This is a genomic window from Mesorhizobium sp. 1B3 (assembly GCF_050958605.1).
GTDB lineage: Bacteria > Pseudomonadota > Alphaproteobacteria > Rhizobiales > Rhizobiaceae.
This window is the reverse complement of sequence record NZ_JBJHDO010000007.1, coordinates 170,347-192,604: the sequence shown is the minus strand read 5'-3', so window position 1 is coordinate 192,604 and position 22,258 is coordinate 170,347. Positions and strand designations below refer to the sequence as shown.

Genomic DNA, 22,258 nt, shown 5'->3' with positions numbered 1-22,258 from the left:
GCTTTTGGCGTTGGAACATTCGGTATTCCCGTGGTCTGCGGGCCGAGGGGGCGCTCAGCGTCAGTCAAACAAAATTTGGCCGAAGTCGCGCGTCCTGATATGAGCAGGCGGGGCGTCGCAACGCCCGCAGTGCAATCCAGAGCGAGACAGACATGCATTTGCGAACCATCATCAGCGGCACGCTAAGCAGGCTTGGGTGGCTTCGCCCACGCCTCGCCTGCTTGGCTTCTTTCCTTGCTGCAGGTTCTTGTCGGAAAACCGCCGGACACTTTTCCGGAACCTGCTTGGCGTTGCTGCTTCTGTCGGGAGGCGGTGCGCTTTCCCAGGAGAGCCGCGTGCCCGACCCCGCCCGCACCGTCCCGGTACCGCAGGTCGGCTTGCCCGGCGTCTTCGGTTCCGGCAACGATAGCGAAGGAATTCGCCTTGCCCAGGCGGGGGATCCACGCGTCACAGCGCTCGAAGAGCAGATTCGCCAGTTGAACGGAACCCTCGAGGAACTCAACTTCCAGGTCCTGCAGATGCAGGAACAATTGCGCAAGATGCAGGAAGACAACGAGTTCCGCTTCCAGGAGCTGGAGCAGAAGAAGTCGGGCGCGCGGACCGGAGACACCAACCGGTCCGTCGCTGCGGCCGGACCCTCCACGGGGAGCGGCGCGGCGGATCCAGCGACTACCCCGAACGAGGTTCGGCCGGACGCCACGGCCGCTGCCCCTGGAGAGGCGCAAGGCGGTCGCGGCGAACCGCCGAAAAACTTCGGCACGATCGTCTTCGACGCCGACGGCAATGTGAAGGGCGGCAGCATCGGCGACCAGATGTCGGCCGGCGCGCCCGCCGCGGGCCAGGACAGCGCGCCCGCCAGTGGCGGCGACCAGGTGGCGGCCCTTCCGTCCACGGATGACCCTGACGAGCTCTACCGCAACGCCTACGAGTTCATCCTCTCCGGAGACTACAAGACCGCCGAAGCCGGTTTCCGCGACCACATCTCGCGCTTCCCGGCCGATCCCAAGGCGGCCGACGCGCATTTCTGGCTGGGCGAATCCCTGCTCGGGCAGCAGAAGTACCGCGACGCAGCCGAGGTTTTCCTCGCCGCCAGCAAGGATTATCCCTCCTCCAAAAAGGGCCCCGAAATGCTTCTCAAGCTCGGCATTTCGCTTTCCGGCCTGAAGCAGCGCGACGTCGCCTGCGCAACCTTCGGCGAGGTCGCCAAGCGCTATCCCAATGCCTCCGCCCAGCTCAAGGAACGGGTCAAGAAGGAGCAGGCGGCGGTGGGCTGCTAGCCGGGGTCAATCCACATGCGGTCATCCGGGCCGGCCGGTGCCACCTCCACGGACCGTATCTGAATTGATCCCCATGGCTAGCCTGCCGTTTTCAACTCTGCTGCCGAAATTCGACTGCACCGGGCGGCGCGCCGTGATCGCCGCCGTCTCCGGCGGCAGCGATTCCGTTGCTCTCCTCCTCCTTGCCAAGGCTCATCTCGAACGAACGGGAACGAAACTGGTCGCCGTCACCATCGATCACGGCCTGCGCGCGGAATCGGCCGACGAGGCGGCGGGCGTGGCGCGGCTCTGCGCGGCCGAAGGGATCGAGCACCGGACATTTCGCTGGACAGGGCCGAAACCCGGGACCGGTATCCCGGCGGCCGCGCGGGAGGCGCGCTATCGGCTACTCGCGCAGGCCGCCGATGAAGCCGACACGGACCTCGTCCTCACCGGCCATACGAAAGACGACCAGGCGGAGACGATCGCCATGCGACGCCGGCGCGGCGAGGGGCGTGGTCTTGCCGGCATGGCACCCGCCACGCTTTACGCCGGAAGGACCTGGATCGCGCGCCCGTTGCTCGGCAATCGACGCGACGACCTTCGGGCGTTCCTGCGAGGCAGGGGCATCGACTGGATCGACGATCCGACCAACCGGGACACGACTTACGAGCGGGCCCGCACGCGGGCCACGGGTGTCGCGATGAGTGGCGAGGATATCGCGCGGGCGGCACGGGAGCGCGTGGCCTTGTCGGAACGCGTGGCGGCGCTTGTCAGGCAACGTGCCGTCCTCGTCTCGCCCGGCCTCGTGCGGCTCGCGCCGGAATTCGCCGGGAACGACAAGCAAGCCGGGATCGAGGCCTTGCGCATCCTGCTCGCCGTGATGGGAGGCGGCGAGCATCTCGCCGACGCCGGTCGGACCGCGGCTCTTTTCGCAGGTCTCGCTGAACCGCGGCGCGCCACATTGTCGCGCTGCATGGTGGATGTCCGGCGCGGCGGCATCTTCCTTCATCGGGAAGGAAGGGGACTGCCAGCGCCCACGCCTTTACGCAGCGGGACGATCTGGGACGGACGCTTCCTCGTTTCGGGCGAGGGCGGCACGCTCGAGCCGTTCGGCCCGGACCGTGCACGGGCGTTCGTGGCGGGCGGCCAAACCGATGCGCTGGAGAGCGCGCAAATGCGGAAGGTGGAAACGCCTGACATGACACAAATGCGGCAACAACAAAGAGATAGCATGCAGACACCGCAAAGCCTGGTTCGCGCCGCGCTGGCTGCCTGGCCGGCCATGCGGAACGAGGCGGGCGAGGCCGTGCCGCTCGGGCCTCCCGTGCCAAGGGAAGGACCGTCGGCGACGCCTCTGCTTTCGCCCTGGGTCCGGTTCCTGCCTTCCTTCGATCTTGCCGCGGCCAGGGCCGTCGCGGAACTGGTCGGCGCGCCGAAGATGCCGGCGTCGCCCTTTGCCGGCCACATTGCCATAGAAGCTTAACCCAGACGGCGGGTCGCGCTTGGCAATGGCGCGCGCGCTCCCTATGTTAGCCGTGATAATCCCTGCGGACTTCGTGTCCAGCCACGGACACCAACAGGACTCTCGATGAATCCGAACTATCGTAACCTCGCGCTCTGGGCGATCATCGCCGTTCTCCTGATCGCGCTCTTCAATCTCTTCCAGACGCCGCAGCAGCGCGGTGCTTCGCGTGAGGTCGCCTATTCCGAATTCCTGCAGGACGTGTCGAACGGCCGCGTGAAGTCGGTGACGATCGCCGGCGACCGCATCAGCGGCACTTTTGTCGACAACAGCTCCGGCTTCCAGACCTATTCGCCGGGCGACCCGACCCTGGTGAGCCGCCTGGAGGACAAGGGCGTCATCATCAATGCACGTCCCGAAACCGACGGATCGAACTCGATTTTCGGCTATCTGATATCGTGGCTGCCTATGATCCTCATCCTTGGCGTCTGGATATTCTTCATGCGCCAGATGCAGTCGGGCTCCGGGCGCGCCATGGGCTTCGGCAAGTCCAAGGCCAAGCTGCTCACCGAGGCGCATGGCCGCGTGACTTTCCAGGACGTGGCGGGCGTCGACGAGGCCAAGGAGGATCTCGAGGAGATCGTCGAATTCCTGCGCGACCCCCAGAAGTTCCAGCGGCTGGGCGGCAAGATCCCGCGCGGCGTGCTGCTCGTCGGCCCTCCCGGAACCGGTAAGACGCTTCTGGCGCGCGCCATCGCGGGCGAGGCCAATGTGCCCTTCTTCACCATCTCCGGCTCGGACTTCGTCGAGATGTTCGTCGGTGTCGGCGCCTCCCGCGTCCGCGACATGTTCGACCAGGCCAAGAAGAACGCGCCCTGCATCATCTTCATCGACGAGATCGACGCGGTCGGCCGCCATCGCGGCGCGGGCCTGGGCGGCGGCAATGACGAGCGCGAGCAGACGCTGAACCAGCTTCTCGTCGAGATGGACGGCTTCGAGGCCAATGAGGGGATCATCCTCATCGCCGCGACCAACCGGCCAGACGTGCTCGACCCAGCGCTCCTGCGTCCCGGCCGTTTCGACCGGCAGGTCGTGGTGCCGAACCCGGATATCAACGGCCGCGAGAAGATCCTCAAGGTGCATGTGCGCAACGTGCCGCTGGCGCCGAATGTCGACCTCAAGGTGGTGGCGCGCGGCACGCCCGGCTTTTCCGGCGCGGACCTCATGAACCTCGTCAACGAGGCGGCCCTCATGGCGGCGCGGCGCAACAAGCGGCTCGTCACCATGCAGGAGTTCGAGGACGCCAAGGACAAGGTGATGATGGGCGCGGAGCGCCGCTCCACCGCCATGACCCAGGCCGAGAAGGAACTCACCGCCTTCCACGAGGCCGGCCATGCTATCCTGGCGCTCAACGTGCCGTCGGCCGATCCGCTCCACAAGGCGACCATCATTCCGCGCGGCCGCGCGCTCGGCATGGTCATGCAGCTCCCCGAGGGCGACCGCTACTCGATGAGCTACAAATACATGATCTCGCGCCTGGCCATCATGATGGGCGGCCGCGTCGCCGAGGAGATGAAGTTCGGCAAGGAGAACATCACCTCGGGTGCCGCCTCCGACATCGAGCAGGCCACCAAGCTGGCGCGCGCCATGGTCACGCGCTGGGGCTTCTCCGACAAGCTCGGCCAGGTCGCCTATGGCGAGAACCAGGAAGAGGTCTTCCTCGGCCATTCGGTGGCGCGCCAGCAAAATGTCTCGGAAGAGACGGCGCAACTCATCGACGCGGAAGTGCGTCGTCTGATCGACGACGCCTACACGACCGCGCGGCAGATCCTGACCAAGAAGAAAAAGGACTGGATCGCGCTCGCCGAGGGCCTGCTCGAATACGAGACGCTGTCGGGCGACGAGATCAGGCAGTTGCTCGCCGGCTCCAAGCCATCGCGCGACCTGGGCGACGACACGCCGACCTCGCGCGGCTCGGCCGTGCCCAAGGCCGGCGGCGCCAGCGGCCGCAAGCGCAAGGGCCCCGAGCCGGAAGGCGGCATGGAGCCCCAGCCCCAGGGCTGAGCGGATTAGGTCCGAAACATGAAAGCCGCGGCGGAAACGCCGCGGCTTTTTGGTATGCGGCTAGGGAACATCTTGCACCGTTGGGCAGCCGGCCGAGAGGTTACGGAATGGATCCACGGATCACCTTCGGCATCGCTTCGCTCGCCTGCGGGTCCGTGGATGACGATTGCGTTGAGGGCCCACCCCAATCGCCATCGTTGGCGATTGACATCGCCATAGCAGCTTCGTCATCCTCGGGCCTGAGCCCGAAGGGCGAGGATGACCCGAGGATCCATTCCGTTACGCCTCGGCCGAGTGCCTACGATTCCGATTGCAGCGCCCTCTCCAGCGCGAGCAGCATATGCGCCTCGACGTCTTGCTTCAGGCGTGCGCGGGCAGCCGGGTCTGATGTCACGAGATAGAGGTCGACCAGCGTGCCCAGCAGCACGTTGAGCAGATGGAGCCGCAGCGGGTCGGCGGGGCGATTGCGCGCGAAGCGGGCAAGGAAGGGCGCCACGATGTCGTGGACGATATGATTGCGGTCGCCGCCCTCCTCGGCCTCGATCGGCCTGATCGAGCGCATCGCCTTGAGCAGGCCCGAATGAGCGGGGATTGCCTCGGCCGCTTCCAGATAGACGCCCAGCAGAAAACGCGCGGCTTGCGGCGCGGACGTGTCGGCGGGCAGCGCGGCGAGTTCGGCAGCGCAGCGCGCGACGATACGCTGGACCGTCGCGTCGTAGGCGGCAAGCAGTAGCGCCTCTCGGTCGGCGAAGTAGCGGTAGAGCGTTCCCACGGAGCATCCCGCCGCCACCGCAACGCTCGTCGTGGTGACTGCCTCTATGCCTTGGCGAGCGACAAGATCCTCGGCGGCGGCAAGAAGGGCGGTGCGGGTCCGGAAGGCGCGGTCCTGGATCGGCAGGATCTTGCCGGAGCCTATGTCTGGAGAAGTGTCATCCATAGAAAGTGAAACTATTTCATTTTTGTTGACAGGGCCAGAGCGCAGGCGCATCGTCTGGTTGTGGAAGCACCGACGGGAGGAGAGACGTCGCATGCGCAGCATAGCTTCACCGATATTGTGGGCCGCTCTGTTCGGTGTGTCGGCGATCGGGCCGGCTTTGGCCGCGGAGGTCGCCGTGGAAGCCGGAGAGGGCGCGGCCGAGCGCCTGACCGAGGCGCTCATCATGGCCGAGCCCGGTGACACGGTGCGGATCGGGGCAGGCCGCTTCGAACTCACGGAGGGCTTGTCGCTCGATGTCGACGACGTGGTGGTGAAGGGCGCCGGCATGGACCGGACGGTGCTCTCGTTCAAGGGCCAGACCGGGTCGGGCGAGGGACTGCTGGTTACTTCCGACCGCGTGGTGCTGGAAGACTTCGCCGTCGAGGACACCAAGGGCGACGGCGTGAAGTCGAAGGGTTCCGACCAGATCACTTTCCGCAAGCTCCGCGTCGAGTGGACCAACGGGCCTGACGCCAAGAACGGCGCGTATGGCGTTTATCCCGTGTCCTCGAAGAACGTGCTCATCGACGGCGTGACGGTGAAGGGCGCGGCCGATGCCGGCATCTATGTCGGCCAGAGCGAGAACATCGTGGTGCGCAACTCGCGCGCCGAGTTCAACGTCGCGGGCATCGAGATCGAGAATTCGATGAAGGCCGACGTCTACAACAATGTCGCCACCCGCAACACCGGCGGCATCCTGGTCTTCGACCTGCCCAACCTGCCCGTGCAGGGCGGCCACGACATCAGGGTGTTCGACAACGAGGTGGTGAACAACGACACGCCCAATTTCGCGCCGAAAGGCAACATTGTGGCGATCGTGCCGAAGGGCATGGGTATCATGGTCATGGCCAACCGCAACGTCCATGTCTTCAACAACAAGCTGGACGGCAACGGCACGACGCATGTGCTGATCGCCGCCTATCCGAACGACTACGAGGACGACAAGTACATGTTCGTGCCGCGCGGTGTGTTCGTGCATGGAAACACCTATGGCGAAGGCGGCGACGCGCCGGACGGCGAAGTGGGCAAGACGATCTCCGATGTTTCGGGAACGCCGGTGCCCGATATCGTCTGGGACGGCGTGACGACGATCCCCGAATACCTCTCCTGGACCGCGGCCGAAAACCGCGTCTACATCGACGAGGCCGAAGGCACGAGTTTCGTCAACCTCAAGATGATCTCGCAGCTGCTCCTGCCCTGGGGATGGTGGCCGGATATGGACATCTCCGCCTACAAGGGCAGTTTGCCCGAGCCCGAGCCGGTGAGGTTGCCGCAGGAGAGCGGGGCGTAGGGGTTGTGATGGCGGCTAATGGTATGGGACGGAGCCCTATGTTGCCCCCCTCTGTCCTGCCGGACATCTCCCCCACAAGGGGGGAGATTGGCTGTCTCCAAGGCTTTCGCCAATCAGCAATGTTGCAGGAAAGGCGATCACAGCGAAGCTGCCAATCTCCCCCCTTGTGGGGGAGATGTCCGGCAGGACAGAGGGGGGCGCCGTGGAGCGCGGCCCTTCATTTTTTCATGCTCTTCGCCGTCCTCCTCTTCTGCGTCGTCCGCCCCGCCCACGCCGTCTCCAACGAAGCGATCCTCGCCAAATCCCCACCGAAGCTGCTTTCCGAATTCGGCTTCTTCGAGGACGCACGCGCGCAGAAGCCGGCCGAGGGCGTCATCCCCTTCGACCTCTCCACGCCGCTCTTTTCCGACGGGGCATTGAAATATCGTTTCGTCCACGTGCCGAAGGGCAAGTCCGCCGCCTTTCACGAGAGCGAGGCTTTCGATTTCCCGGAAGGCACCGCGCTCATCAAGACCTTCGCCTTTGCCGCCGACCAGCGCGCGCCCGACAAGGCTATCCGCCTGATCGAAACGCGCGTGCTGCTGCGCCAAGCGGATGGCTGGCAGGCCTGGGCCTATCTCTGGAACGAGGAGCAGACCGACGCCGTGCTGAAGATCGCCGGCGCCAAGGTGAACATCGCCACGATCGCCGCGGACGGAGAGCCGCTCGCCTTCACCTATGCCGTGCCGAACAAGAACCAGTGCAAGGCCTGCCACGCCTTCAACGATGAGATCGTGCCGCTCGGCCCCAAGGCTCGCAATCTCAATCATAATTTCCCCTACGATGGCGGAAACGAAAATCAGATCGCGCATTGGGCGGCGGCTGGGATGTTGTCGGGCGCGCCGGCGCCCGAAGCCGCCCCGACCGTGCCGGACTGGCGCGACGCCGGAGCGTCGCTGGACGCTCGGGCGCGCACATGGCTCGACGTCAATTGCGCGCATTGCCACCGCAAGGAGGGGCCGGCCAGCAATTCGGGCCTCTGGCTCACCTATGGAGAGAAGGACCCGGTCAAGATCGGGGTAAGGAAACGTCCGGTCGCCGCCGGCAAAGGTTCGGGCGGCCGGCAGTTCGACATCCTGCCCGGCGATCCCGACGGCTCGATCCTGCCCTACCGAGTCGAAAGTACCGAACCTGGCGTGATGATGCCCGAACTCGGGCGGCATATCGGCGATCCCGACGCGGTGGCCTTGCTTCGGGAATGGATCGCCGCTATGCGATAGCCGGCTTGCCAACGCAGCCGCACCCTGCCAGATCCCAAAATGGCGGAATTGAACGGATTCCTAAGAATTCGTAATAAATACTTGCAGAAAGTGATGCGCTCTTCCTCGCTGATATGGCAAACCAGAAGCGGGGAGAGAGAAGCCTGGAGTCTTTCGGGGACCTGAACAGCATGTCGAGACGTTATTTCGGAACGGACGGGATCCGCGGGCGCGCCAACAAATTTCCGATGACCGGCGAAGTCGCCATGAAGGTCGGCATGGCCGCCGGCATGTCCTTCCAGCGCGGCAGCCACCGCCATCGCGTCGTTCTCGGCAAGGACACGCGGCTCTCCGGCTACATGATCGAGAACGCCATGGTTTCGGGCTTCTGCGCGGCCGGCATGGACGTCTTCCTGCTCGGCCCGATCCCGACGCCCGCGGTCGCCATGCTCGCACGCTCGCTGCGCGCCGATATCGGCGTGATGATCTCGGCCTCGCACAACCCCTATCACGACAACGGCATCAAGCTGTTCGGCCCGGACGGCTACAAGCTGTCCGACGAGATCGAAACCCGCATCGAGGCCCTGATCGACGGCGAGATCGACATCAAGCTGGCCGATGCCGAGGGGCTCGGCCGGGCGAAGCGCATCGACGGCGTGCATGACCGCTACATCGAATTCGCCAAGCGCACGCTGCCGCGCTCGATGTCGTTGGCGGGCCTTCGCATCGTCGTCGACTGCGCCAACGGCGCCGGCTACAAGGTGGCGCCGCTCGCCCTGTGGGAACTCGGCGCCGAAGTCATCACCATCAACAACGAGCCGGACGGCTTCAACATCAACCGCGAATGCGGCTCCACCCATCCGGAAGCGTTGCAGAAGAAGGTGCACGAGGTGCGCGCCGATGTCGGCATCGCGCTGGACGGCGACGCCGATCGCATGGTGATCGTCGACGAGCATGGCGAGATCGTCGATGGCGACCAGATCATGGCGATGATCGCCGAGGCCTGGCTGCAGAACGGGCGCCTGGCCGGTGGGGGCGTCGTGGCGACGGTGATGTCCAATCTCGGGCTGGAACGCTTCCTGACCAGTATCGGCCTGCAGCTCCACCGCACCCAGGTGGGCGACCGCTACGTAGTCGAACATATGCGCGCCCATGGCCTGAATGTCGGTGGGGAACAATCCGGCCATATCGTACTTTCGGATTTCTCGACCACTGGCGACGGGCTGGTCTCCGCCTTGCAGGTGCTGGCCTGCGTCAAGCGCGCGGGCAAGCCGGTCTCCGAAGTGGCCAAGAAGTTCGAGCCGGTGCCGCAGCTTCTGAAGAATGTGCGCTTCGCCGGCGGCAAGCCGCTGGAGAGCGCGCCGGTCAAGGCCGCGATCGAGGACGCACGCAGCCGGCTGGGCGACAAGGGACGACTGGTGATCCGTCCCTCCGGCACCGAGCCGCTCATTCGCGTCATGGCCGAGGCCGACGATCCGGCGCTCGTTGAGGCCGTGGTGAACGAGATCATCGGCGTTATCGGGGAAGCCAAGACGGCGGCGTGAGGCGCGCCGCACTCCTCTCTGTCCTGCCGGACATCTTCCCCACGAGGCTACGAGATTCACACATCCGGCGGAGCTTTCTGGAGCACCCCTTGTATGAGGCGATTGTGCTAGGTTGAGGTTGTTGGCCGACCAGGGGTGGCCACCCCTGGTCGGCCAACAACCTCAACCTAGCACAATCGCCTCATACAAGGGGTGTTCCAGAGACCGCCGACGATCCGTGAGATGTGTGAATGTCGTAGCCTTGTGGGGGAGATGTCCGGCAGGACAGAGGGGGTAATAGCGCTGCCCGATGCGTGTCGACGCGAAAACGTGGTTAAGAAACACGGTTAAGTTGCTTTTAACCATTCCCGTGCATCCTCCGGCTTACTTGGCAGGTCATACGGAGCAAGGGGCATGTTTGGGGTTACGAAGCCGACGCTCGTCGGCGCCATGATGATTTTTTCCGCGATGCCGGCATTTGCCGCCGACATCCTTCCTGATCCGATCCCGGTGCAGCCCGCGCCGGTCTTCGGCGGCTGGTATCTGCGTGGTCATATCGGCATGACCAACCAGGCACTCGACAATCTCGATATCGATCTTTACCGGGATCCGAGTATCGCGTCGCATGGCTGGCACGATGCCGGCAATTTCGATTCCTCGCCGCTTTTCGGTGGCGGTATCGGTTACCAGTTCAACGAGTGGTTCCGCGCCGACGTGACGGCCGAATATCGCGGCAAGTCGGACTTCCGTGCGCTCGACTGGATCAACTTCACCGATGGCAGCTTCCAGACCAATGAATACGGGGCGCAGAAGTCGGAATGGCTGATCATGGCCAATGCCTATGCCGATCTCGGCAATTTCAATGGCATCACGCCCTATATCGGCGCAGGCATCGGCGCATCGCGTAATACGATCTCCGGTTTCCGGGACGTCAACGAGCTGAGGAACGGCGCGGCCTGGGCGCCGGAGGCCTCGCAGTGGAACCTCGCCTGGGCGCTGCATGCCGGCCTCGGCATCGCTGTGACGGATCGCACCACGATCGATCTCGGCTACAGCTTCGTCTCGCTGGGCGACGCCAGGACAGGACCGCTCACCAATGACGATCCGGCCTGGACGCTGCCCAATGACGGCTTCCGGTTCAACGATCTTACATCGCACGATTTGAAAGTCGGCGTGCGGTATTCGTTCTACTAGGGGGGCCAGGCGAAGCGCGCAGGGGTAAAGGGCGGTTGGACTTTCGGACCCCCCTCTGTCCTGCCGGACATCTCCCCCTCAAGGGGGGAGATTGGCCGACCGCTTGATTTTCGCCAATCGGGAACGTCGCAGAACAAGCGCCATGCCCAGCCGCAGCCAATCTCCCCCCTTGAAGGGGAGATGTCCGGCAGGACAGAGGGGGGTGCTGCCGCCACCGTCATGATTAACCGCGGGTTAACCAACATGGTTAACTCTTGCTTGCAAGGCGGGCGGTTCGCCGATCAACCGTTGGGGGTTATCCGGGCATGTCTTTCCTACGTTTTCTCTCAATCGCAGGCATCACAACGATGGCCTCGGCCTCGGCGCTCGCGGCGGATTACGAGCCGCCGATCTATGCCGACCAGCCGATCGAGGAATATGTGCCGGTGGAGGTCGGCTCCGGCTGGTACCTGCGCGGCGATATCGGCTACAATTTCTCGGTCAAGTCGAAGGGCGACTTCACCTATCGCAGTTTCGATCCGCTGACGGCCACCTACAACGCGGAAAGGTTCGACACCGGCTCCCTGGGCTCGGGCATCTCCGGCGGTCTCGGATTCGGCTACAACTTCACCGACTACTTCCGCGCCGACGCGACCTTCGACGTTTTCCGCACCTCCTTCGACGGGACGACCTCGTCGCCGCTGGCTTGCGCTCCCGGTCCGGATTTCGCGGGAACTGGATGCCGCAGCGAGGATTCCGCGGATGCAACGGCCTACAGCGTCATGGCCAATGCCTATGTCGATCTCGGCACCTATGTGGGCTTCACGCCCTATATCGGCGCCGGCCTCGGCGCCACCTATGTCAACTGGGACACGCTCGGCAGCAACGCCTATTGCGTCGGCGCGACCTGCCCGCCGCCCGGAGCTTTCCAGGCGGGCACGCAATATGACGGCGGCAAGAGCTGGCGCTTCACCTGGGCGCTGATGGCGGGCCTTGCCTACGACATCTCCAACAATTTGAAGGTCGATCTGGGCTATCGCTTCCGCGACATCGAAGGCGGCGAGATGTTCGAGTTCGACCGCGCCTCGCAGCTTGCAGGCGCGACGGGCATCCAGGGCAACGATCCGGGGTTCCGCACCCACGAGGTCCGCATCGGCCTGCGCTACGCGCTGTGGTAGCGTGAGGAGTCGTTGGCCTTCATGGCATGCACCCGTAGCGCCGCCTGGCGCGCCATGCGTTCATGGAGAAATGCGGCCAGCGCATCGTCGGGTTCGACGACTCTCTCCCTCTCCGGCTCTGCTTCCAGGACCGGCAGCGGATCACCGCCCTGGACGGAGGTCATGGCGAGGCGCGCGGCTCCCGTCGCCGCGGCGTTGTCGCGGCCCTTGGAGAGTGTGAGCGGGACGCCCAGCAGAGAGGCAATCATGCGCGGCCAGATCGCAGATCGTGCGCCGCCGCCGACGAGCTGGAGGCTGCTCGGCGTGATACCGTGGGCGCGCTGAGTCTCGGCCACTTCGGCCAGATGGAGCGCGACGCCTTCGAATACAGACCAGGCGAGCATGGCCCGCGTGGTCGATAGCGACAGGCCATCGGCGACGGCGCGCAGGCCGGTATCGGCGTGCGGCGTGCGAACCCCATCGAGATAGGCAAGGAAAGCCGGCGCGGCCGCCGCGCTCTCCTGCCCGGCCGGATCGTCCCAGAGGGCCGCCGCCTCGGCGTCGAGCTGCCCGGCACCCGCCCCCGTCAGCGCGGCCAGCCATTCCAGTGCACTGGTTGCGCTCATCACCACGCCTTGCGAGGAATATTGGCCGGGCGCGGCATGAGGCGGGGTCTGCACGCCGCGCCCGGGGATGGGCCGAAAGTCGCTCGTCGCCACGCAGAGCACACCCGATGTGCCGAGAGTGAGCACGCCACGTCCCGGCCGGGCGGCTCCGATACCGAGCATGCAGGCGAGATTGTCGCCGGCACCCCCGGCCACGACGACCGGACTTGCGATGCCCCAGCGCCTTGCGAGTTGCGGGCGCAGCATGCCCATCGACTGCCAGGCGCGGCCGAGCGGCGGCAACTTGGCCATGGGGAAGCCCGCCGCATCGGCCATGTCGCGCGCGAAGTCGAGTCGGCCATTGTCGAAGAGCAACGTGCCGCTGGCGTCGCTCGGCTCGGTGCCGCGCTCGCCGGTGAACTTGAGCCGCACATAATCCTTGGGAAGCAGCAGGCAGTCGGTACGCTCGATCACCTCCGGCTCATGCCGGGCGAGCCAAAGAAGTTTCGGCGCGCCGAAGCCGGGATCGGGATCGGCGCAGCCACGCCTCCCGATGTCGGGAAGGCGGGTCTTGAGAAGCGCACATTCCTCGACGGCGCGGCCATCGTTCCAGAGGATCGCCGGCCTGAGCGGCTTGTCCGAGCGGTCGACCAGAACGACGCCGAGCATCTGGCCGGAAAGCCCGATGCCCCGAAGAGCCGACATCGCTCCGCCATGATGCGCGGCAAGCTCGTCGAGCGTGGCCGAGACCGCCTGCCACCACTCTTCCGGATGCTGTTCGGACCAGCCGTCATGCAGCCGGCTGACTGTCAGCCGCGCCGTTGCGCAAGCGACGAGATGCCCGTCTTCGTCGACGAGGACCGTTTTGACGCCGGAAGTTCCGATATCGATCCCGGCGTACATACTTCCCCTCAGATGGCGAGGTCGGCGAGCAGGGCCTGGGCAGTGTCCTCGTCGGTGACGAGGCACTCGAAGGCGCCGGTGAGCAGTGCGGCGCGCACGATCGGCCGTTTGCCCGGACCGCCTGCGGCAAGGATCGCCCCGGACAGTGCACGTACGTCGGCAAGCCCGATGCCGATGACCCGCTCGTTGAGGGGGTGGTCGATGATTTCGCCACGCGCGTCGAGGAACTGGCCCTGGATGTCGCCCACCGCGCCGGCCTCGACAAGTTCCGCGATGTCGATATCCGACGGCACTGCGTAGCGGATCAGCAACGAATTCTTGGACATGTCGCCGGCCCCGAGCACGCAGCCGTCGACGGTGCGGATCTTGCGCAGGAGATCGTCGAAGAATTCGGTCTCGACGATGGCGTCGCGCGCCGACTTGGAAGGCGCATAGATCGGCGCGGTGAAATAGGTGCGCTTGGCATCGTATTGCGAGGCGAAGGCCTTGACGATGTCGAAGGAGTTGACATCCGAACCCTGCGAGATGCCGCCCAGCATCGAGACGAATTCGAGGTCGGCGCGGGAGACCGGCTTCAGGTAGCGCGAGGCATTGTAGATGGTGTTGCCCCAAGTGAGGCCGAAGCGCTTGATGCGACCGTCGGCGAGGATGGACGCAAGCTCCATGGCGAGCGCGGCGCCCACCGTGGTCTGGACCTTGGTCGGGTCCCGCGGGCTCGGCACGACGCGGGCGCGCTTCAACCCGTATCTTTCGCGTACAGCGTTTTCCAACTCGACGGCGTGCACGAATGGCGATTCGATGTTGATGCGTACCACGCCGTCACGTCTCGCGTCGCGCAGGGCCTGGTTGATACGCAACCGATTGGTGGCGAGCCGGTCGGCTATGGCCTGCTGGTTGATGCCCTCGACGTAATAGTGCCAGGCGACGCGCGCGACGAAATGCGCCTCGTCGTCCAGAGCCAACAGATCCGATGCCGCCAATTCGCTCACCTGCGTGCCTCGTCAGTTCTCGCATCGCTCTTGCCGAAAGCCGGCGTTTGCCTTTCGGCGCGATGCTCCAGAAGACTGTCGGCGAGCTCCCTGAACCCCGCCGCCCCTTTGCGTCTGGTAACCCAACGCGGCGGCGTTTCCAAAGCGAATTCAGCGACATTGGCGACGCCGACGGCATTGCGGAAGAAGGCGAACATGGGCTGGTCGTTGGGGCTGTCGCCGACGAAGACGATCCGGTCGGCGGTCGAGGGATCGTCGATGTCGAAGCCGAAGACCGTGGCGAGGCACTGCCTGGTCATGGAGAGTTTGTCGTAATGCCCGAACCAGCCATTGACATGGATGGAGGAGACCTTGGCGGTGGCGCCAGCTTCTTCGAACAGGCTCACAATACGGCCGACGGCCTCTTTCCCGAGAGGCTCGACGTCCTCGCGGAAATCGATGGCGAGGTCGGCGACGCGGTAATCCTGGTCGGAAGCGACACCCGCGCCCGGAACCTCGGCCAGGATTGTCTCCCGCAGACGGTTAAGTCGAGCCCTGTCTGCGCGCCTCTCAGGGGCAGGCTTGGCGAACCCGCTTCTCATGCGGCGTGCCTCGCGGTCGTAAGAGAACCAGAAGGCGCCGTTCTCGCCGATCACGGCGTCGACCGGCCACATGCGGGCGATGTGATCGCACCAGCCGGCCGGGCGACCGGTCACCGGCACGACGTGGAGGCCGGCCATGACGAGTTCCTCCATCGCGGCGAGGCTGGTGCTCGGAAGCAGACCTTCCGTCGTGAGCGTGTCGTCGATGTCGGTCAGCACGCAGGTGACGGCGGAACGCTCCTCGGCCGGGAAGGCGCGGAGCGGGTGCATTACTTGACCGCCCCCATGGTGAGGCCGCGCACGAGTTGCTTCGAGGCGATGAGAGCGAAGACGATGACCGGAACGACGATCAGCGTCGAGGTCGCCATGATCTTGCCGTAGGGAAGGTTGTAGCCCTCCATGAAGGAGACGGCGATGGCCGGCGCGGTCTTGGCGTTGTTGCGGGTGAGGACCAGCGCGAACATCAACTCGTTCCAGGAGAAGATGAAGGAGAAGATGGCCGAAACCGCGATGCCCGGCGCGGCGAGCGGCAGGCAGATCGAGCGAAAGATGCGCCAGTGCGAAGCGCCTTCGAGAAGGGCCGCCTCGTCGATTTCGCGCGGGATCGAGCGGAACTGGTCGGTGCAGATCCAGATGACGATCGGCAGGTTGAAGGTGAGATAGATGAGGATCAGCGCGATATGGGTGTCGAGCAGCCCGAGATTGCGCACGATCAGGAAGAAGGGCAGCGCCAGCACGATCGGGCTCACCATGCGGTTGGTGATGAACCAGAACCAGAGGTCGCGCTTGCCCCGGAATTCGAAGCGGGCGAGCGCATAGGCGGCCGGCGTGCCGAGCGCCAGAGCGATGAACGTGGTGGAGATGGCGATGATCAGCGAGTTGACGAGGCTCGTGCCCACCTTGTCCTTGAACAGGACGTCAAAGTAATTGGCGAAAGTGACGTCGAAGGTCCAGGCGGGCGGGGCCTGGAGCGCCACGATCTGATCCTTCAGGCTGGTCGAGACCATCCAGTAGAAAGGGAAAAGACAGAACAGGATGATGAGGGCGAGCAGGACGACCTGCGCGGTGAGCGAGGCGGGGGAGGTGGTGTCGCCGCGGGTCATCGCGTGGGCCTTCTGGGTGCCGTCGCACCCCCCTCTGTCCTGCCGGACATCTCCCCCTCAAGGGGGGAGATTGGCTGTCTCGCATGATTTCGCCAATCGCCGACGTAGCAGGTGAGGGGCCGAGACCAAAGCTGCCAATCTCCCCCCATGAGGGGGAGATGTCCGGCAGGACAGAGGGGGGTCTCATGGCGTTTCCTATCCACCCTAAACCTCCCTGTAAAACACGCGGATGTAGAGCCGGCTGAGCACGATCGTGATCACCAGCAGCACGATCGCCTGGGCGGAGGCGAGGCCCTGGTCGAAGACGCGGAAGCCGATGCGCTGGATGAGCAGGCTGATCAGCTCCGTCGCGGAGCCGGGGCCGCCGCGCGTCATGGTGAAGACCATGTCGAAGAGCTTCAGCGTGTCGGCGGTCCTGAGGATGAGGAGCGCCGTCAGGCCCGGCCACAGGAAGGGGAGCTGTACGTGGCGCAGGATCGTGAGCCAGCTCTTGGTCTCCAGCCGTGCCGCCTCCTCGATCTCGCCCGGCACGGTGGTGAGCCCGGCAAGCAGCACGAGGGCGCAGAACGGCGTCCATTGCCAGATGTCCCAGAACACGATGGCGGCGAAGGCGTTGAAGGGGTCGCCGATCCAGTCGACGGGCTGGAAGCCGACGAAACCGATGAGCTGGTTCACCACGCCGTATTTCAGGTTGAACATGATCTGGCCGAGCAGCCCGACCACGGCATAGGTGGTTGCCATGGGCAGGACGAGGGAGAGCCGCGCCAGGGTGCGGAGGAAGCCGAGGCCGGGCTGATGGAGGAGGAGCGCGATGCCGAGGCCGAGCGCGAGCTGGGTGGGAAGCGCGATGCCGAGCAGGATGAATGTCCGTCCCATGGCCTGCCAGAAGACGGGATCGGTCAGCACCGCGCCGTAGTTGGAAAGCCCGATGAAGGCCGAACTGCTGAGCTTGGTGAGATTGTAGTCGTGCAGCGACGTCCAGGCGGCGAAGAGGAGCGGCGCGATGCCGATCACAGCCAGGGCGAGCGTGGCCGGGAGCAGGAAGCTCAGGATCACGCCTGGCGTCACCGTGCCCTTCGGCACGATCCGTTCGGCGTTTTCAGCCGTGTATGACGCGACGCTCTCGGCCATGGCATCTCGCTCTTACTTGGGAAGGTGACCGCCCCTCACCGTCCTGCCGGACATCTCTCTCCGCAGGCGGGGAGAGAGACGATGTCTCCTCGGCCTTCGCCAACCTTCGACGGTTGCGATTGGCGAAACCCAAGCGGCCGGCTTCTCTCTCCCCGCATGCGGTCGCATGCGGGGAGAGATGTCCGGTAGAACAGTGAGGGGCATGCCCACGATCCACTACTGCGCCAGCGGCTTCTTGCCGTCGTAGTAGCCGGCTTTCTGCAGAACGGCCTCCATCTTGTCGCCGATCTGCTTGGCGCCCTCTTCGGTGGACACTTCTCCGAGCATGATCTTGGTGCCCCATTCCTGCACGATCTCGGTGATTTCCGGCCATTCGGCGAAGCGCGGGCGGAATTCCGGCACGCCTTCCTTCCAGCTTTCCACCAGGGCCGGCACGTAGGCGTATTTCTCGGCGATGCCGGGGATCTGATAGACGGACTGGCGGGCGGGCACGCCGCCGAGCTCGAGGTAGCGCTGGGCATTGGCCTTGGAGGTCAGCCACTGGATGAAGAGCCAGCCGGCGGCTTGCTCGTTTTCGTCCGCCTGCGAGGCCACGGCGAGCGAGAAGCCGCCGAGCGCGGGTTTGCGGCCAGCCGGCCCGGAGGGCTCCGGCGCCACGCCGAGGCAATCACCGAGCTTGGAGGTCGCCGGGTCGATCAGCGTGGGGTAGAAGGCCGACCATTCGGTGATCATGGCGACGTCGCCCTGGGCGAGCGCGTTGACCGCTTCCGAATGATCATAGGCGACGATGCCCTGGGGCATGTATTTCATCAGGTCCTGGCGGAACTTGAGACCGGCCTGGCTTTCCGGCGACATCAGGTTCGACTTGAAGTCCTTATCGAGGAAGGACCCGCCGAAGGGCCACAGCACGCGCGCGAAACTGTCGGCCGACTGGGTCTCGTTGCGCTTCGACTGGAGCGCGAAGGCGTATTTGCCGTCCTTGGTGAGGGCCGGACCGTATTTGTCCTTCAGGTCCTCCCAGGTGGTCGGCGGGCCGTCGAAGCCGGCGTCCTTCAGCATGCATTTGTTATAGAAGAGCAGACCGGAGTAGTTGTCGAAGGGCAGGCCGTAGACCTTGCCGTTCCACGAGCCGAACGCATCGAGCACGAGCGGGAAGAAATCCTTCAGGTCGAGATCGGGATCGGTGAGCTCCGGCTTGGCGGTGAAGGTGTCGATCGGCACCACCCAGTTGTTCTCGGCGAAATTTCCGATCCAGACGAGATCGATCAGCGCGATGTCGAGATCGCCGCCAGCCACGAAGTCGCGCACCTGCTCGGCCAGCGCGTTCTCGTAGGGAAGGTCGGTGATGTTGATCTTGATGCCGGTCTTTTCCTCGAATTCCGGGATCATCTTCTTGGCGGCATCGTAGCCGGGGCGGGTGAGGAAGGCCATGTCCAGCGTCGTGCCGGCATAGGGCTTCGCGGCTTCCTCCAGCGTCCAGGCAGAGGCCGGCGCGGACCACAGGGCGCAGGTCATCGCGGCGCCGGCAAGCAGCGCCTTCACGGTCGTTCGCATGCTCATGTCTTTCCTCCCAGAGCAGTTCGAAACTCACCTTTACATTTATATCGTTTCATTTACATTTGTAAAAGTCAATCCGGTCGCTGCCGGCAAGGTCAGGTCGGAGGCCCCTCGCGGGCGACAATCAGGGAACGCCAGGCCACGCAGGAGAAAGGCCGGCGGCAAGTGGGGGAGGACCGCCCGTTGGCGTCTGTGACACTCCGGAAGGTCGACAAATTCTACGGCGGCTTCCAGGCGCTGCGCGCGGTGGATCTCGATATCGCCGATGGCGAGTTCGTGGTGTTCGTCGGCCCGTCCGGCTGCGGGAAATCCACGCTGTTGCGCACCATCGCCGGGCTGGAGGGGAGCTTCAGCGGCTCGATCGCGATCGGGGGCAAGGATGTGAGCCGCGCGGCGCCCTCCGACAGGGGCGTGGCCATGGTGTTCCAGTCCTATGCGCTTTATCCGCACATGACGGTGCGCCAGAACATGGATTTCGGCATGCGCGTCAACAAGGTCGACAAGGCCGAGCGCGACGCCCGCATCGCCAACGCCGCGCGCATCCTGCAGCTCGAACCCTATCTCGACCGCAAGCCGGCCGCCCTCTCCGGCGGCCAGCGCCAGCGCGTCGCCATCGGACGCGCGATCGTGCGCGAGCCGCAGGTGTTTCTCTTCGACGAGCCGCTCTCCAATCTCGACGCCAAGCTGCGCGTGCAGATGCGGGTGGAGCTCGAGGCGTTGCACCGCCAGCTGCGCGCCACGATGATCTACGTGACGCATGATCAGGTCGAGGCCATGACGATGGCCGATAAGATTGTCGTCCTGAACGAGGGCAGGATCGAGCAGATCGGCAAGCCGCTCGATCTTTACCACCGCCCGGCCAGCCAGTTCGTGGCGGGCTTCATCGGCTCGCCGGCGATGAATTTCTTCCGTGCCGCGCATGAGAACGGTGCCGCCCGCTACGGACGTTTCGTCGTCCCGCTGCCGGCGGCCGAGCCGGTCGCCGAGGGCGAGGCGATCACCATCGGGGTGCGTCCCGAACATGTGAAGGCGACCAAGGCGACCGGCGGTGGGCCTGCTGCCGGCACGGTCGAGGGAGGCGTGGCGGTCAAGGAGACGCTTGGGGACGAGACCATCCTTTACGTCGATATCGGCGCCGACCGATGGACGGTGCGGGTCGAAAGCGAGACGCCGATCGAAGCGGGCGACACCGTCGCTCTGTCGATCCAGCCCAGGAAGCTTCACGTCTTCGACGCCTCCGGCAAGGCGCTCATCCAGTAGGCCATAGGCGATACGGGCAGACCATGACGGACTGGCAGGAAAGCTTTCGAAGCACGGTGCTGCCGGCGGTCGCGCGGTCGACATCGATAGACGAGGTGATTCTCGCGCCTTCCTGCCTCGACGCTGCAGGCACCGTGTATCGCCGCCATTTCCACGACAGGCCGGCTTTGGTCATCGCCGACGAGACGACCTATGCGTTAGCGGGCGAGCGTGTCTCGGCCACCCTCTCGGGGGCGGGCATCGATGTCGACCGGCATGTTTTGCCGGCAAAGCCACGCCTGCAACCCGAGCGCACCATCGGTGAGGAACTTGTAGAGCGGCTTCGCACGGCCCGGCAAGAAACGCCGATCGCGGTTGCGGTCGGGTCCGGCGTCGTGCACGACCTGACACGCTACGCCGCCTTCCACGCCGGCACCCATTTCATGAGCGTGCCGACCGCTGCTTCCATGGACGGCTACACCAGCGCCGGCGCGCCGCTTTCCGACAAGGGCTTCAAGATCACCCTGCAATGCGCACCACCGCGCGTGATCCTCGCCGATCTCGACGTAATAGCCGCCGCGCCTGCGGAAATGAGCGGCTGGGGCTATGGCGATCTCGCCGGCAAGATGCCGGCCGGCGGCGACTGGCTGGTGGCCGACGCGCTGGGCGTCGAACCGGTTGACGACACGGCCTGGCCGCTGGTTCAGGACAACCTCAAGGGCTGGCTTGCCGACCCGGCCGGGGTGCGGGACGGCGCGGTCGGCGCCATTGCCGGGCTGTTCGTCGGACTCGCCGTGACCGGCCTCGCCATGGAACTACACGGCTCCTCGCGCCCGGCTTCCGGCGCCGACCACCAGATCGCTCATATCTGGGAGATGGAGCATCTCGCCCATCGCGGCGAAAAATCCTCGCACGGCGCCTGTGTGGCGATCGGCTGCCTCAGCATGCTGGCGTTGTACGATTGGCTGATCGCCCGCGACTTCTCAAATTTCGATCCCGCAGCCGCGAGCCGGGCGGCACCCGACTGGGAGGAGACCGAAGCGACGATCCGCATCGCCTTCGGCCGCGGCGAAGTGGCGGAACGGGCAATCGCCGAGATGCGCGGCAAGCGCATCGAGCGGGCGGCGCTGGCCGCCAGGCTGGAGCGGTTCAAGCGGAGTTGGCCGGCACTGAGGCAACGCCTTTCCGATCATCTCATGCGCGAGAGCCAGATGCGGAACTTGCTTGCCGCGGCCGGCGCGCCGGTCGCCGTCGGCGAAATCGGCTTGTCGGCGGCGCGCCATCGCGCCACAGTGTTGAAGGCACGTTATATCCGCAAGCGCTACACCCTGCTCGACCTGTTGGCCGAAGCAGGGCTTCTCGAGCGCGCCGTGACGGAGAGTTTCCCCGACGGGCATGCGCTCTATGCGGGGAAGGGGGAGGCGGCATGAAAGATTTCTCGACGCTCGGGGCGGAGGCGACAGCGGAGATCGCCGCGGCGCTGGCGCGTGTCGACCCGGCCGACATCGAGACGGCCGCAACTGTCATTGCCGACGCCCGGCGTATCGCTCTTTACGGCGTGGGCCGCGAAGGCCTGATGATGAAGGGGCTGGCGATGCGGCTCTTCCATCTCGGGCTCGACGTTCATGTGGTGGGCGAAATGACGACGCCGCCAATCGGCCAGGGGGACCTGCTCATCGTCAGCGCCGGGCCGGGCTACTTCTCGACGGTGGCCGGGCTTGTCGGGGTGGCGAGCGCAGCCGGAGCGTGCACGCTCTGCGTCAGCGCGCGCGACGACGGCGAGGTGGCTCGATCTTGCGATGCGGTGCTGGTGTTGCCCGCCCAAACGATGGCGGACGATACGGGCGTCAGGGACCGCGGCGGGAAGACTTCCGTATTGCCGATGGGCAGCCTGTTCGAGGGCGTGCAATATGTCGCCTTCGAACTCCTGGTGCTTCGCCTGCGCGAAAAGCTCGGCGAGACCGCCGAGACGATGCGGGCCCGCCATACCAATCTGGAATAGGCGGG

General features: G+C 65.2%; 18 protein-coding genes. 11 read left to right on the top strand and 7 right to left on the bottom strand.

Annotated elements, in window-relative coordinates; genetic code table 11:
- Positions 1-284: 284 nt before the first annotated feature.
- From ybgF to ftsH, 3 genes are all read left to right on the top strand, one after another.
- Positions 285-1,277 carry a tol-pal system protein YbgF gene (ybgF, locus tag ACCO56_RS19995; protein WP_433642601.1) on the top strand — a complete coding sequence of 331 codons (993 nt, stop codon included), beginning with the start codon at positions 285-287 and terminating at the stop codon, positions 1,275-1,277.
- 73 nt (positions 1,278-1,350) lie between these two features.
- Positions 1,351-2,742, top strand: a complete 1,392-nt coding sequence (tilS, locus tag ACCO56_RS19990; protein WP_433642600.1) for a tRNA lysidine(34) synthetase TilS — start codon at positions 1,351-1,353, stop codon at positions 2,740-2,742.
- 105 nt (positions 2,743-2,847) lie between these two features.
- Positions 2,848-4,785, top strand: a complete 1,938-nt coding sequence (gene ftsH / locus ACCO56_RS19985) for an ATP-dependent zinc metalloprotease FtsH (protein ID WP_433642599.1) — start codon at positions 2,848-2,850, stop codon at positions 4,783-4,785.
- Between the two features lie 298 nt (positions 4,786-5,083).
- On the opposite strand, the gene ACCO56_RS19980 is transcribed toward ftsH, so the two are convergent.
- Positions 5,084-5,722 (bottom strand): TetR/AcrR family transcriptional regulator, encoded by a 639-nt coding sequence (locus ACCO56_RS19980; RefSeq protein ID WP_433642598.1) that lies wholly within the window; start codon positions 5,720-5,722, stop codon positions 5,084-5,086.
- A 91-nt stretch (positions 5,723-5,813) separates the two neighbouring features.
- Between ACCO56_RS19980 and ACCO56_RS19975 the strand changes: the two genes are divergently transcribed.
- The 5 genes from ACCO56_RS19975 (at position 5,814) to ACCO56_RS19955 (ending at position 12,164) form a co-directional block, all read left to right on the top strand.
- Positions 5,814-7,052, top strand: coding sequence for a parallel beta-helix domain-containing protein (locus ACCO56_RS19975; protein WP_433642597.1), 1,239 nt, complete (start codon positions 5,814-5,816; stop codon positions 7,050-7,052).
- Positions 7,053-7,279: 227 nt separating this feature from the next.
- The gene (locus ACCO56_RS19970; protein ID WP_433642596.1) at positions 7,280-8,311 is read left to right on the top strand and encodes an SO2930 family diheme c-type cytochrome; all 1,032 of its coding nucleotides are present in this window, start codon (positions 7,280-7,282) and stop codon (positions 8,309-8,311) included.
- A 170-nt stretch (positions 8,312-8,481) separates the two neighbouring features.
- The gene (gene glmM, locus ACCO56_RS19965) at positions 8,482-9,834 is read left to right on the top strand and encodes a phosphoglucosamine mutase (protein ID WP_433642595.1); all 1,353 of its coding nucleotides are present in this window, start codon (positions 8,482-8,484) and stop codon (positions 9,832-9,834) included.
- 393 nt (positions 9,835-10,227) lie between these two features.
- Positions 10,228-11,007, top strand: a complete 780-nt coding sequence (locus ACCO56_RS19960) for an outer membrane protein (RefSeq protein ID WP_433642594.1) — start codon at positions 10,228-10,230, stop codon at positions 11,005-11,007.
- Positions 11,008-11,354: 347 nt separating this feature from the next.
- On the top strand, positions 11,355-12,164 hold the full coding sequence (locus ACCO56_RS19955; protein WP_433642593.1) for an outer membrane protein: 810 nt from the start codon (positions 11,355-11,357) through the stop codon (positions 12,162-12,164).
- On the opposite strand, the gene xylB is transcribed toward ACCO56_RS19955, so the two are convergent.
- From xylB to ACCO56_RS19925, 6 genes are all read right to left on the bottom strand, one after another.
- The gene (xylB, locus tag ACCO56_RS19950) at positions 12,149-13,651 is read right to left on the bottom strand and encodes a xylulokinase (protein WP_433642592.1); all 1,503 of its coding nucleotides are present in this window, start codon (positions 13,649-13,651) and stop codon (positions 12,149-12,151) included. The two genes, ACCO56_RS19955 and xylB, sit on opposite strands and share 16 nt — an antisense overlap.
- An 8-nt stretch (positions 13,652-13,659) precedes the next feature.
- Positions 13,660-14,640, bottom strand: a complete 981-nt coding sequence (locus ACCO56_RS19945) for a sugar-binding transcriptional regulator (RefSeq protein WP_433642591.1) — start codon at positions 14,638-14,640, stop codon at positions 13,660-13,662.
- Positions 14,637-15,491, bottom strand: coding sequence for an HAD-IIB family hydrolase (locus ACCO56_RS19940; protein WP_433642590.1), 855 nt, complete (start codon positions 15,489-15,491; stop codon positions 14,637-14,639). The genes ACCO56_RS19945 and ACCO56_RS19940 overlap by 4 nt, the downstream gene beginning before the upstream one ends.
- Complete coding sequence (locus ACCO56_RS19935) at positions 15,491-16,324, bottom strand: carbohydrate ABC transporter permease (protein WP_433642589.1); 834 nt, start codon at positions 16,322-16,324, stop codon at positions 15,491-15,493. The genes ACCO56_RS19940 and ACCO56_RS19935 overlap by 1 nt, the downstream gene beginning before the upstream one ends.
- Positions 16,325-16,528: 204 nt before the next feature.
- Positions 16,529-17,455 (bottom strand): carbohydrate ABC transporter permease, encoded by a 927-nt coding sequence (locus ACCO56_RS19930; protein WP_433642588.1) that lies wholly within the window; start codon positions 17,453-17,455, stop codon positions 16,529-16,531.
- 216 nt (positions 17,456-17,671) lie between these two features.
- Positions 17,672-19,015, bottom strand: coding sequence for an ABC transporter substrate-binding protein (locus ACCO56_RS19925; protein ID WP_433642587.1), 1,344 nt, complete (start codon positions 19,013-19,015; stop codon positions 17,672-17,674).
- A 180-nt stretch (positions 19,016-19,195) separates the two neighbouring features.
- On the opposite strand from ACCO56_RS19925, the gene ACCO56_RS19920 reads away from it, so the two are divergent.
- From ACCO56_RS19920 to ACCO56_RS19910, 3 genes are read left to right on the top strand one after another with little or no spacing between them, the layout of a single operon-like run.
- Positions 19,196-20,272 carry an ABC transporter ATP-binding protein gene (locus ACCO56_RS19920; protein WP_433642586.1) on the top strand — a complete coding sequence of 359 codons (1,077 nt, stop codon included), beginning with the start codon at positions 19,196-19,198 and terminating at the stop codon, positions 20,270-20,272.
- Between the two features lie 23 nt (positions 20,273-20,295).
- Positions 20,296-21,681: a sn-glycerol-1-phosphate dehydrogenase gene (locus ACCO56_RS19915; RefSeq protein WP_433642585.1), complete on the top strand. Its 1,386-nt coding sequence runs from the start codon at positions 20,296-20,298 to the stop codon at positions 21,679-21,681.
- A complete protein-coding gene (locus ACCO56_RS19910) occupies positions 21,678-22,253 on the top strand; it encodes an SIS domain-containing protein (RefSeq protein ID WP_433642584.1) in 576 nt (191 codons plus the stop codon). The genes ACCO56_RS19915 and ACCO56_RS19910 overlap by 4 nt, the downstream gene beginning before the upstream one ends.
- Positions 22,254-22,258: the final 5 nt, after the last annotated feature.

Coding starts and splice junctions, on each gene's coding strand:
- tilS (WP_433642600.1), top strand. CDS start 1,351: ATGGCTAGCCTGCCGTTTTCAACTCTGCTGCCGAAATTCGACTGCACC.
- ftsH (WP_433642599.1), top strand. CDS start 2,848: ATGAATCCGAACTATCGTAACCTCGCGCTCTGGGCGATCATCGCCGTT.
- ACCO56_RS19980 (WP_433642598.1), bottom strand. CDS start 5,722: ATGGATGACACTTCTCCAGACATAGGCTCCGGCAAGATCCTGCCGATC.
- ACCO56_RS19975 (WP_433642597.1), top strand. CDS start 5,814: ATGCGCAGCATAGCTTCACCGATATTGTGGGCCGCTCTGTTCGGTGTG.
- ACCO56_RS19970 (WP_433642596.1), top strand. CDS start 7,280: ATGCTCTTCGCCGTCCTCCTCTTCTGCGTCGTCCGCCCCGCCCACGCC.
- glmM (WP_433642595.1), top strand. CDS start 8,482: ATGTCGAGACGTTATTTCGGAACGGACGGGATCCGCGGGCGCGCCAAC.
- ACCO56_RS19960 (WP_433642594.1), top strand. CDS start 10,228: ATGTTTGGGGTTACGAAGCCGACGCTCGTCGGCGCCATGATGATTTTT.
- ACCO56_RS19955 (WP_433642593.1), top strand. CDS start 11,355: ATGGCCTCGGCCTCGGCGCTCGCGGCGGATTACGAGCCGCCGATCTAT.
- xylB (WP_433642592.1), bottom strand. CDS start 13,651: ATGTACGCCGGGATCGATATCGGAACTTCCGGCGTCAAAACGGTCCTC.
- ACCO56_RS19940 (WP_433642590.1), bottom strand. CDS start 15,491: ATGCACCCGCTCCGCGCCTTCCCGGCCGAGGAGCGTTCCGCCGTCACC.
- ACCO56_RS19935 (WP_433642589.1), bottom strand. CDS start 16,324: ATGACCCGCGGCGACACCACCTCCCCCGCCTCGCTCACCGCGCAGGTC.
- ACCO56_RS19930 (WP_433642588.1), bottom strand. CDS start 17,455: ATGGCCGAGAGCGTCGCGTCATACACGGCTGAAAACGCCGAACGGATC.
- ACCO56_RS19925 (WP_433642587.1), bottom strand. CDS start 19,015: ATGAGCATGCGAACGACCGTGAAGGCGCTGCTTGCCGGCGCCGCGATG.
- ACCO56_RS19915 (WP_433642585.1), top strand. CDS start 20,296: ATGACGGACTGGCAGGAAAGCTTTCGAAGCACGGTGCTGCCGGCGGTC.
- ACCO56_RS19910 (WP_433642584.1), top strand. CDS start 21,678: ATGAAAGATTTCTCGACGCTCGGGGCGGAGGCGACAGCGGAGATCGCC.